The sequence below is a fragment of the Sphingopyxis yananensis genome (genome assembly GCF_020687785.1).
Classification (GTDB): domain Bacteria; phylum Pseudomonadota; class Alphaproteobacteria; order Sphingomonadales; family Sphingomonadaceae; genus Sphingopyxis; species Sphingopyxis yananensis.
The window spans coordinates 32,923-44,887 of record NZ_JAJEWI010000001.1; the positions used below are offsets into that span (position 1 = coordinate 32,923).

Consider the following 11,965-nt stretch of genomic DNA (forward strand, 5'->3'; position numbering starts at 1 on the left):
TGATCAGACCATGTGCGGTAAAGCTTTTCTCACGCGGTGCGGTTCCTGCTGCTCGCCGCTCAGCCTGCCCCCACAGATTGATGGCAAAGCGGGTGTGTCCGGCATTTGATCGTCACTGAGCACCATTGGGGGGCTCCGTCCACGGGGAGAGCGAGTATAAGTGGCCGTAATTTATGGAATAGTACCACTTCCTTGCACTTGTTCTTCGCCGAAAAGCAAATCTACAACGATATGTAGCGAAAAGGTCACGGAATAGCTGATGTAATTATTGAAATCATTTTATATTTTTTAAACAATAATTATTCACATACAGAATCCGGTAAAATTATCTTCCCGTCAACACCCCCTCTTTCACATAGTTCACGTCTTACTATCTGAGCAGGCGATAACCTGCCCAAAGCCAGAGGGGTTAGAACCCCGTATTAGAAATAGGGATGGGGACGACGCAATGCGCTTTCGTGCGACAGCATTACAACAGATTTTACTGGGCAGCGTAGCCAGCGGCAGCTTAATAGTTTCCGTGTCACCGGCTATGGCTCGTGAAAATCTGGTTCGATACAATATTCCGCCGCAGGCTGTCGAAAATGCATTGCGGGATTTTGGTCTGCAAAATGGCATGACAGTTCTAGCTGAAGCGTCGATTGTCCGCGGAAAGCGCACAGCGGGGCTGCGTGAACAGTCTGATCCAGACACAGCTTTGCGCACGCTCTTAAAGGGCACAGGCCTTACATTTCAGCGGGACGGCAACATATTTGTGGTAAAGCGGGTGGGAAACGCCGTGCAGACCAGTTCTCAGGCGGTGCAGGCACCAACTGATTCCGAAATTGTCGTTACAGCCCAGAAAAAAGAAGAGAAAATTATCGACGTGCCTATCGCAATGACGGCATTGTCGAACGAAGCACTGGATGATCGCAAAATTGAGGGCGGATCGGAGTTGCTGCGCGCTATCCCCAACGTCAATTTCTCAAAAAGCAACTTCAGCATGTATAATTTCTCAATCCGAGGGATTGGGACCAAGGCAATCTCCGCATCCAGCGATCCGGCTGTGGCCGTGAGTTTCAACAACACGCCGCTGGTGCGCAATCGCCTGTTTGAAGCAGAATTTTTTGATATGCAGCGCGTAGAGGTCCTGCGTGGTCCGCAAGGTACGCTTTACGGACGCAATGCAACCGCTGGCGTGGTCAACATGATCCCAGCTATGCCCGGTACGGATTTCCTCGGCGAAATGAAGGGCGAGGTTGGGAATTTTAAAACCAAGCGGATCAGCGGAATGTTGAACGTGCCGTTGAGCGATGCCCTAAGCGTCCGTGTATCAGGTGCGGCCACCCAGCGGGATGGGTTTGACTTTAATACATTTTCGCAAAAGCGCGTGAATGGTCGCGACCTATATTCCACGCGGGCGATCGTGGCATGGGACCCCGGCGATCGCTTTCGGGCCAATTTGATCTGGCAGCACTTCAACGAGGATGATGATCGTTCCCGTACAGGGAAGCAGCTTTGTCATACCGATCCGGGACCGGAAATGGTTGGCAATGTGGAGGTCCCTAATGCCGCATTGCGTGGCAAACTTAGCCAGGGGTGTCTGCCTGGGTCCATCTATGACGATGCAGCCTATGGTGTGCCCAACGGCGATAGTCTCGTCTATATGATTGTTCCGTCGGGGATAGTTATTGGAACAAATTCACCGGCGACCGGCGGTGCACGTCCCCGCGGAACAACTCTTAATGCAACAAAAAAAGCCAATCTTTATGAGGGATTAACTCAGTCGAAAAATCTGCGCGAGATTTCGACCAGCTATGATCCCGTCTTTCGCGCAAAGAATGACATTCTACAGTTGAATATGGAATTTGAGCCGAGCGACGGCTTAAAGATCGTGTCGCAATCCGCTTATGCTCGCGATAAATTCTATTCAACCCAAGATTATAACCGCTTCGCAACAGATCCTATCTTCAATGATTCCGCACCGTCCCTGAGCGACCCAAATCATCCGGGACTATGGAATTCTTCGCGTCAATATATGGACCCCAAGGTTAATCCGGGCCCAACTCCTGGCGGAGTCTATTGCGATTATCAGTTGGGCTGTTCTGATCGGATGATCTCTGCCGATCTTATGAAGTCAAACAATCGCCAATGGTCGCAGGAAGTGCGGCTTCAATCAGATTTTTCTGGTCCGTTCAATTTTAACATTGGCGCAAATTATTTGGATTTTAAAACGAAGGATAATTATTACGTATTTAACAATCTTTTCACCTTCATAGCGGAATATTTATACGGTGGGGGGATGACTCCTACTGGGCTTGTCAAGGCCAATTGTCCATTGGGGTATGAAAAAACGGAATGCATCAATGTCGAGAAAAATTCTCTCGAGAATATTCAGGACACAGGACATAATTATTTTCTAAGCAAAAATAATGTCCATATTAAGAGCTTGGGATTGTTCGGAGAGGTTTATTATAATTTTAATGATCAATTGAAATTAACGGTTGGCGCACGTTATACCAATGACAGAAAAAGATCGTCGCAGATTCCCAGCCAACTTTTGCTTGGCGGCGGCAATGGTATAGACCCTGATACGGGTGACGTGGATCCGAATGTTATAACCGGCGATATCACGGGTGGACGCGTCAATAGCGGATATCCAGCGCTTCCGGATATTCATCAGCAATGGGGCGAATTTACGGGCCGACTGGTCCTTGATTGGAAACCGGATACGAGCTTTAGTGATGATACGCTGGTCTACCTCTCGCTCTCTCGGGGGTATAAGGGGGGTGGCACAAATCCGCCGCGCGTGGATTTCAATCCAGAAGTTGTGCAATATCAATTTCTGCCAGGAACTTTTGAGCCCGAGTTTGTCAATGCGCTGGAAATCGGCACGAAAAACAGCTTCGCTGGGGGCCGCTTCACATTAAATGCCAACGCATTTTTTTATGATTATAAAGATTACCAGATTTCGCAAATTGTCGATCGTATCTCATATAATGAGAATTTCGATGCCAATATTTGGGGTGCTGAACTGGAAGCGGCTTGGCGTCCATCGCGTGCGTTTCGTGTCGATGGCAATTTGGGTTATCTAAAGACCCGATTGAAAAAGGGTGCGCAATCGATCGATGTGATGGACCGAACCCAAGGTGATCCGGATTGGGTGGTGGTGCGCCCCTGGTTGCAGGTGCCATCCAATTGCATTGCGCCGCGCGTGATAGTGGAAAAGATACTCGCCTCTCCATTTTCTCCCGAGGTTGCCTTGGCATCGCTGTGCCCAGGTTCTAATCGGGTTGGAACTTGGGACCCTGATCTAAAGGATGCTGAAGGGAACCCTATTATCAAAAAAGGCCTTCCATATTACAGCTTTAACGGTGTTACCTATAATCCGCTTGCGCCTTATAATCCCGATACCATTGGCCTGAATGTTGCAGATGGCGGCAGCGGGGCTCCGAATGGAGGCCGTGGATTTTTTGCCCCGCTGGAGGGCAATGAACTTCCCAATTCTCCACGCTGGACCCTGAATATAGGTGCGCAATATACATTCTTCCTGGATGCTGGAAATTGGGAATTAACCTTCCGAGGTGATTATTACCGACAATCGAAAAGCTATGCCCGTGTTTATAATACGGCATATGATCGCTTAAGGTCATGGGATAATGTGAATGCTGCAATAACATTGAAAAATGTCGAAAACGACTTATCATTTCAATTATATGCAAAAAATATATTTAATAATGACACTATAACTGACTTTTTTACAAATAGTGATGATACAGGTTTGACTACAAATGTATTCACTCTTGATCCAAGGATTATAGCATTTAGTGTTTCTAAATCTTTTTAAGTAATTATTTTATTTGCAACAGAATAGTTTTTTGATATAATCGATTCGTCAAACAATAGTTTGACATTTTGGGAGAGTGAAAATGAAAAAATTTATTTCTTTAGTCGTAGCGTCATCTGTGCTGGCGATGGCTCCTTTGGTACAAGCTGCGACGCCTGTTTACACGCCATCGTTGCCTTGGTCGTTGGATGGTATTGTGGCTGTGAACAAAGGTGTTGCCTTGAGTTGCCTTGTTACGCTGGATATCGATAGTGCAGGCGCGACAATCGTATTGGCCCCCAATCCTGCGAGCCCCGGTGGCCTCAATACTCTTTGCCCATCGGTCCTTCCTGACCATGTACCTTCGTCAGATATTGATTATGACGCGACATCCAAGAAGTTGACGCTTAAAAATGTCTTTATACAAACGGTTACAGCTGGCGATTGCCAAGGGGATATCGTCGGAACTTGGGATGTTGCAACGCAGACGTTGAGTGTCGCCGGAAGCATGCCTGCCGCAACAGCAGGTGCTCCGTGCACCATGAATGGTGTCCTTGATTTGCTCAGCCCAACAGGTGGCGATATCAATTAAAATTCTCAATTTTAATTGAATAAAGCAGCACTGCAATGAATTTGCAGTGCTGCATATTGTTAAAATGGAATTTTATTCGTTATTGTGATGTTATTTTATTAAAGGGTGGCTACGCTTATTCTGGCTAAGCTGTATCAATTAAAGCATATTGCCTTGTTTGCAGCACTTTCGCCGATTGGGCTGCTGCACAGCGCGGCGGCCTTTGCCGAGACAAGTCAGGGGGGGGCTGTGGCGGGGCCGGTTTTGCATGGAACCGTCCCGCCCAGTAACGCCCCTTCGAATAATTCAAGCGATGAGATTGTTGTTTTGGCGAAGCGGCGGGGCGAAGCAGAAGTCGCCGCCGAAACAGAGTTTCATGAGGATGAGATCGCCAACCAAGGTGTCGATAGCATCCAAGATTTGTTGACGCGCATCGCCCCTTATATCAGCGATGACGGGAGCGGGCCCGTGCTGCTAATCAATGGCAAGCCAGCAGGATTTGACCGGTCTATTCTGTCCTACCCGACGGAAGCACTGGAGCGCCTGACGCTATTAAAACCGGAAGCGGCAGCGCATTATGGCGAGGCGGCTGGCAGGCGTGTCGTCAATCTTGTCCTGAAGCGAAGTTTTTCAATGTTGAGCACCGACGCGAGCGTGGATTTCCCGACTGCTGGCGGGCAGCTTGGGAAGAAATTATCGGTTACGCGCACGGCAATCAGCGGGGACACGCGTTGGAACGCTTCGGCAAGGATCGGCCATGAGGGCGCTTTGCTAAAGAGTGCAAGAGATGTTCCTCGCCGTGAAGGCATATTTGATGGTGTCGGCTTTATCTCGGGTGGGGATGCGGACGAAATTGACCCAGCACTAAGCTTGATCGCCGGCCGAGTAGTAAAAAATGCCGGCATCCCGCCAGCCGCCCTTTTGAATGCTCCCGACATCATGGATTTTGCAGACACGGCGGACAATTTTCAACGTCTCGATCCAAATCGCTTTGAGACATTGCAGTCAAGGCAGCGCAACGCGTCCTTCTCAATCGGTGTCACGCGCCCTATTGGTGCTTTTTCTGCTTCGTTTAATTTCAATGCAAATAAAAATAGCAGCGATGGGTTGCGCGGCCTGCCAATGGCGACGGTGATGGTACCGGCAGGGAACCCATGGTCTCCCTTTGCAGACGATATATTGGTAACGCGTCCTTTTGCGGGGGAACGGCCGTTACGAACGCGTCATAACTCTAGGGCTCTGGGCGCTTCGGTGACGGTGAATGGCCGTATTGGGGATTGGCAGACAAGTTTGGGTATCAACTATTCGCATAATAGGGCGAATAACTATTTGGAGCGTGGCATCGACACTGTGCGCGTTCAGCACTTACTGGACGCGGCGGAACCCAGCTTCAACCCTTTTGGCCTGTGGGACGATGACCTGTTGCTTGCCGACCGTAGTCGCTCAACGAGTGAGGGGCTTAGTGTTCGTTTCAATGTCCGAAAATCACTCATCAACCTTCCCGCAGGGCCGCTTGTCTGGAATTTTTCTGTCAATACAAGCCATAATAGCACGCGAGGGCAGCAGCGCGACACACTGAATAGCCCGACGGAAACGCAGAATGTGACGCGCAGACTGTCGAGCGGTCAGATGTCGCTGAGCATACCAGTCGTGCAGCGCGGAAGTGCTGGCCCCTCGTGGCTCGGCGACCTAATATTTGATGTCTCTGCGAGCGCGCAAATAATGACAAACAGTCCGGTGCAAAAACGCTATGGCGGCAGTGTCAGTTGGACGCCTTGGTCAGCTGTGCAGTTTCGTGCTGGGCTTGACTATACGCAAGTTGCACCCTCCTTCGATCATTTGGCTGCTCCGATCATAACGACAGTTAATCGTATCTTCGATTATGCCCAGCAAGTGTCTGCTGCGCCCTTCTGGACCACTGGTGGTAACCCGAATTTGCAGCGCGGGAAACGGCAAAATCTTTCGCTCTCCGCTAGTGCGCGGCCCTTGGGCGATCAACTTTTGACCTTGAATCTGGGTTATCGTCGATCCATTGCGAAGGGTGGGATAAGCCCTTTCCCTGAGTTGACGCCCGTGATTGAGGCTGCCTTTCCGGAACGCGTAACCCGAGATGTGGACGGGCAGTTGCTGGCCGTGGACGCCCGTGCAATCAATATTGCGCAGCACAGAGATGAGGAATTGACGTCCGCATTTGCTCTGCGCTTGCCTCAAAGGGGCCGGTCGAAGCCGCGCAACGGTGCGCATAATGCACGCTCCGTCGGCGATGATGTGCAGTTCAGCCTAGCGCTCAACCATCGCTGGCGACTAAAAAGTCAATTGCTGACGCGCGTTGGGGTTCCGGTGATCGATCAACTGCGGGATAGCGGTCAATCACGCCACAGCCTCTCGTTACAGGCGACGGTGGCAAAAAGAGGGGTTGGCGCAAATCTGAGTAGCAACTGGAGTAGCGCTTCGCGGCTGATGCGGGGCGCTGCGAATAGGGATGAATTCTTCATCTATAAGCCACCGATAACTGTTGATACTTCGATATTTCTCGAGCCTGACCGCTTGTTTGATGTGCAAAAGAAAAGAAAAATTTTAGAAGGATTGAAGATTTCGATAGATACCCAAAATCTCTTCGACGCTTATCGCCGTGTGACGCTTGGTAATGGCACCAAGCCGCCCGGCTATAGCCGCTATGAAGTAGATCCGGTTGGCCGCACAATACGCATCACGATCCGCAAGAAATTTTGATTTTATAAGGCGCGCGCGTCCTATGTTGTCTGTGATCTTCGGTGGGGCTCATGCTACGGATTAAGAGCCTGAATGGTGAACAATTTATATTCGCTAGCTGACCAGCGGAAGGTTCGGATCCAACCTAGTGAACGCAAAACGATCATGATTGATGCGGCTTTTGTGAAAATCGACCTGAGAATATTCAGCTTGAGGATCAAAAAGGGAGGAGTGGGCGACTATATGCTGCGACTGATGTCCCGGCATCTGCTTCATCGCGAACCGCTAGGAAGTTATTATGGCTATGAAGCTCGGCCCTTGCGTCGATCGGCGCTGTTTTCTAATCACATGACTTTATGGGAAATGACCCGACTAAACGGTCTGCAACGCCCACATAGATAAAGTGACCTGACCCCCATTTTCTCCACCAGTTGAAGCTAGAGTCCGACCTGAAGAAGGGACGGACAGATGAAGTGGAAGCAGTTTTCGGAAGAACAGATTATCGGCATCCTGAAGGAGGCCGAAGCGGGCGCAGTGGTCACGGATCTGTGCCGTCGTCACGCCATGTCGACTGCGACCTACTATGCGTGGAAGGCCAAGTTCGGGGGATTGGAGGTGTCGGACGCCAGACGGCTTCGGGCGCTCGAGGAAGAGAACGCGCGCCTGAAGCGGCTGCTCGCCGACACGATGCTCGACAATGCGGGTCTGAAGGATCTGCTTTCAAAAAAATGGTGACGCCCGCCGCGAAGCGGGAAGCTGTCGCGCATCTTCAGACGACGCTGGGGATGAGCGAGCGGCGGGCGTGTGCTGTCGTCGGAGCGGATCGCACGAGTATGCGATACCGCTCGTGTCGAACCGATGATGGCGACCTGCGGTCGCGGTTGCGTGAGTTGGCGCAGCAGCGTCGGCGGTTCGGCTATCGCCGCCTGCATATCCTGCTCCGCAGGGACGGCATCACCATCAACCGCAAAAAGACGCAGCGGCTTTATCGGGAGGAAGGGCTGACGGTGCACCGCCGGAAGGGACGAAGACGCGCCGTCGGCGCGCGGGCCCCTGCGCCGGTGCTGGCGCTTCCGAACCAGCGCTGGAGCTTGGACTTTGTCCACGATCAGCTCGTCACCGAGCGACGCTTCCGGGTGATCAACATCGTCGATGACGTGACGCGCTAGTGCTTGGCGGCGGTGATCGATACGTCGATCTCGGACCGGCGGGTCGTGCGCGAGCTGGGCGATCTGGTCGCCAGGGGCGGTGCACCGAAGATGATCGTCAGCGACAACGGGACGGAGCTGACGTCGAACGCGGTGCTGGCCTGGTGCGGCGATGTCGGGATCGAGTGGCATTATGTCGCACCCGGCAGACCAACGCAGAACGTGTTCGTCGAGAGCTTTAATGGTCGCATGCGCGACGAGTTGCTCAACGAGACGCTGTTCTTCACGATCGGTCAGGCGCGCACGATCCTTGCCCGCTGGGTCAAAGATTACAACACCGAGCGGCCGCACTCCTCGCTCGGCTACGCCACCCCGGCGGCGTTCGCCGCCGAACTTGAAAAGCAACGGGCGGGGTTAACCTCGCCCGTTGCTTCGCCTGCGCTTATGCGCGACAACACCACTCGGCTTCTAGTTGCAGCTGGATGAAAGATGGGGGTCAGGTCACATGGACATCATGCATTATGAATATACAACATTAACTATTAAATTTTTCTGACGATAGCTACCACGCGGCCAATCAAACTTAACTCGCCGTCATAGACGATTTCGTGAGACATGGATGGATTGTCGCTCAGGATTGTCACAATGATGCTAGCAATCATTGCTTGCGAGACGCCTATGTTTCGTCCCAACTGAGACTGCCATTTCCCGAGCAAGTGCAACCGATCATTGATACGCACCGATATTCATTCCAAGGCCTAATGGAAATTCATATATTGGCCTGCGAATGATCTGCTGGCAGTCAGAGTGCTCTTGCTCGCTCGCTAGGGGGCGCTCAGCCGGACCGTTTGGCGCTGGTTGCAATCGGCTCGGAAAATGCGGGCACAATATGTGCTGAAGGCCGAGGCCTTATATGACGTCTCCCGCCACGCTTTGTGTCCCGACATCTATCCGCGTGAGATTGAACTCGCATTTTTGGGCTGTTCGCCACCATGATGTGACGGGGGTAACTTTCAATCTCTTCGCGAAGACGGGCATTTCAAGCACCGGGGGGGCGACGGCACCCGAGCGATCAGTGGCGACGCCCAGTTGTACACCACCGCCATCTATAACCGAGCATCTCAGGCAAAAGCCAAGACGGCGGAGCTGGGCTGCAACAAATATCTGGAAGAAATTGCAGCTGAGAAGTGTGGCGAAATGGAACCGTTAATCGGGGGATTTGTCGGAAAAAAGTCGGAATATGCTGTCGGAATGAAAATCTGTACTCACCACTAACTTATTGGAATTAGTGGTGAGCCCTGCTGGATTCGAACCAGCGACCTACTGATTAAAAGTCAGTTGCTCTACCGACTGAGCTAAGGGCCCATCATCGTTCGGCGTTGCCGTCCGCTGTGGTGAGAGGCGCACTAGAGGGACTTTCATCTTTGGTCAACAGGGTAACGACGAAGAAGTTGCGATAAAATTTGACGAATGTTCCGATGAAGCAGCGGATGCCGCCATTTTGGGGCGATTTTGGCCAATGGAGAGAGGACAAAATTTCTGCCGATCATTTCACGATGCGGGATGTTTAGCTGATCATCGCTCCATATTCCCTCGGACCAAAGCAATATATCGAGGTCCAGTACCCGCGAACTCCATCTTTGACCGCGCCGAATGCCGAATAGAGATTCGATGGCCTTGAGATGACGCAATAATTCTGGCGGAGAGAGGGGGGAGGCGATCAAAATCGCGGCATTGGCATAGCGGCGGCGGGATGGGCCAATGGGTGCGCTGTTGATGATCGGGCTGGTATCAACAATTTCAACGACATCATTTTGCAAGGCTTCTACCGCTGCGACCAAAATAGCGCGTGGATCGCCAAAAATGGGATGGCGGCGATTGGAGCCCAAGCCGATGGCGTAAAGCGCCAAAGGGGCAGGCGATTTGGGACCGTTTGACGGTAAGGATGTGGAGGAAGGCGATGGCGAGGACATGATATGCAATTAGCCAAAATTTGGCGAATGCGCCAGCGCGGTGGTTGGCCAGACATTTGGACAGATAGGGTGATGGGGTGTGACCTGTCTTGATACCCCAACACAAAAAAAAAAGCGGCACAGACGATGCCGTGCCGCTTTGTAGAATAGTTTCAATTATTGTGTTAAGCTATTTAAATATGGTGTAAATTCTTGGATGACCGCTTGGTAAAGTTCGCGCTTGAAGGGGACAATCAGCGCCTCTAGGTCATCCAGATCGGACCAGCGCCATGATCGGAATTCCTGATGCTCGGTCTCGATATTGATATCGGCATCACTGCCGTTGAATTTCAACAAAAACCAAGTCTGGCGTTGACCGCGATATTTTCCGCCCCAAATTTTCCCTTTCAGTTCAACAGGCAGATCATAAAAATGCTCGGCCTTGCTGCGGGCAATGACGCTGACCAGTTTTGGGTCGACGCCCGTTTCCTCTTGCAGTTCGCGCAAGGCGGCGGTTTCTGCTTCTTCGCCTTTGTCGATGCCGCCTTGGGGCATTTGCCATGCCTCGCTAGGGGAATCGACGCGTTGGCCAACAAATACCCGCCCTTCGTCATTTACCAGCATCACACCCGCGCATGGGCGAAAGGGAAGGTGGTCAAAGTCGCTCATCGATTTATGGTTTCCGCTATCATAGATTTCAAAACATTTAAGGCGCCGCGAATATCATCCAAGCTACTGGGAATCGCCTGCGACAGGTTGATATAGCCGTGAATATTGCCTTTTGCCTCCCGATAAGTGGTGGGAACGCCAGCCTCGATCAATTTTGCGGCATAGGCGCGCCCTTGGTCCCGCAGCGGGTCTAGGCCAGCGGTAACGAGCAAGGTCGGCGGCAGGCCATCGGCAGGGAAGTCCAGAGGGGAATAGCGCCGGTCGCTAGGCTCGGGGGCATATTGTTCGCCAAACCATGCCATGCTGCTGGCGGTCAATAAATGCCCTTCGGCGAAATCGCGGAAGCTATCCCAATCGGTGCGCGATGATGTGGCAGGGTAAATGGGGTGAAGCGCCAATACGGGTATGTTGGCCGGATTGTCACGCAAGGCGAGGCCGGTGACGATGGTCAGATTGCCGCCCGCGCTTTCGCCGCACAAAATCAAACCCGTGCACGGACGGTTTTCGGCAATCCAGCGGGTCGCATATTCGCAATCTTCTGGGGCGGCAGGAAAAGGATGTTCGGGGGCCATGCGATAATCGACGGCATAGACCGGAATGTCCAAAATCCGTGCGGCTTCGGCGCAGAAGGGATCGTGGCTGTCCAAATCGCCGATGACCCAGCCGCCGCCATGATAAAAGACCATCACGGGTCCGGCGGGGCGCTCGGGGCGGTTGTCATAGGCGCGAATGGCTATATCGCCAGCGGGACCAGGGATGATGAAGTCTTCGACCTTGGCGATGTCGCCGCGTGGCATGTCGGCCAATTGGCCCATGGCACGAAACATTTGGCGCGCAACCTCGACTGGCACATCCTCCATCTTGGGGCCATCCTGACCGTTCAGATAGGTTAGAAATGCCGCCACATCAGGCCGCGTATAATGGTATTTGCTCTCCGCCATTTTTCATCCCTCATTATTTTAGGTTGCGACGAAGCTATTCTGGAATGGCTGCACAGTTCAATGGACAAAACATCAGCACGATATATTTTTGAATGCCCGCAATATTATGGTGATATTATAAGGGGGCATAGGAGTTGGCGGGTAATCCATTCGCTTGATGAGCCGAT

7 protein-coding genes, 1 tRNA gene and 1 pseudogene are annotated in these 11,965 nt (G+C 52.0%); 5 read left to right on the plus strand and 4 right to left on the minus strand.

The annotated features are described in order from the left end of the window. The first annotated feature begins 448 nt into the window (after positions 1 to 448). The 5 genes and pseudogenes from LKO31_RS00155 to LKO31_RS00175 all read left to right on the plus strand — a co-directional run bounded on the left by LKO31_RS00155 (position 449) and on the right by LKO31_RS00175 (position 9,511). On the plus strand, positions 449 to 3,826 hold the full coding sequence (locus tag LKO31_RS00155) for a TonB-dependent receptor domain-containing protein (protein WP_227688064.1): 3,378 nt from the start codon (positions 449 to 451) through the stop codon (positions 3,824 to 3,826). 82 nt (positions 3,827 to 3,908) lie between these two features. Further along, entirely contained in the window at positions 3,909 to 4,397 is a 489-nt protein-coding gene (locus LKO31_RS00160) for a hypothetical protein (RefSeq protein WP_227688065.1), read from the plus strand. Between the two features lie 105 nt (positions 4,398 to 4,502). Then, positions 4,503 to 7,109, plus strand: coding sequence for a porin family protein (locus tag LKO31_RS00165; protein ID WP_227688066.1), 2,607 nt, complete (start codon positions 4,503 to 4,505; stop codon positions 7,107 to 7,109). 447 nt (positions 7,110 to 7,556) lie between these two features. Continuing rightward, positions 7,557 to 8,722 (plus strand): annotated as a pseudogene (locus LKO31_RS00170) (IS3 family transposase). Positions 8,723 to 9,325: 603 nt separating this feature from the next. Then, positions 9,326 to 9,511, plus strand: coding sequence for a hypothetical protein (locus LKO31_RS00175; RefSeq protein ID WP_227688067.1), 186 nt, complete (start codon positions 9,326 to 9,328; stop codon positions 9,509 to 9,511). A gap of 14 nt (positions 9,512 to 9,525) precedes the next feature. Here the strand turns inward: LKO31_RS00175 and LKO31_RS00180 are convergent. The 4 genes from LKO31_RS00180 to LKO31_RS00195 form a co-directional block, all read right to left on the minus strand. Continuing rightward, positions 9,526 to 9,601 (minus strand) — tRNA-Lys (locus LKO31_RS00180). 53 nt (positions 9,602 to 9,654) lie between these two features. Continuing rightward, the gene (gene folK / locus LKO31_RS00185; RefSeq protein ID WP_227688068.1) at positions 9,655 to 10,209 is read right to left on the minus strand and encodes a 2-amino-4-hydroxy-6-hydroxymethyldihydropteridine diphosphokinase; all 555 of its coding nucleotides are present in this window, start codon (positions 10,207 to 10,209) and stop codon (positions 9,655 to 9,657) included. 156 nt (positions 10,210 to 10,365) lie between these two features. Further along, a complete protein-coding gene (locus tag LKO31_RS00190; protein ID WP_227688069.1) occupies positions 10,366 to 10,857 on the minus strand; it encodes an RNA pyrophosphohydrolase in 492 nt (163 codons plus the stop codon). Next, positions 10,854 to 11,798: an alpha/beta hydrolase gene (locus LKO31_RS00195; RefSeq protein ID WP_227688070.1), complete on the minus strand. Its 945-nt coding sequence runs from the start codon at positions 11,796 to 11,798 to the stop codon at positions 10,854 to 10,856. Before LKO31_RS00195 ends, LKO31_RS00190 begins: the two co-directional genes overlap by 4 nt. Positions 11,799 to 11,965: the final 167 nt, after the last annotated feature.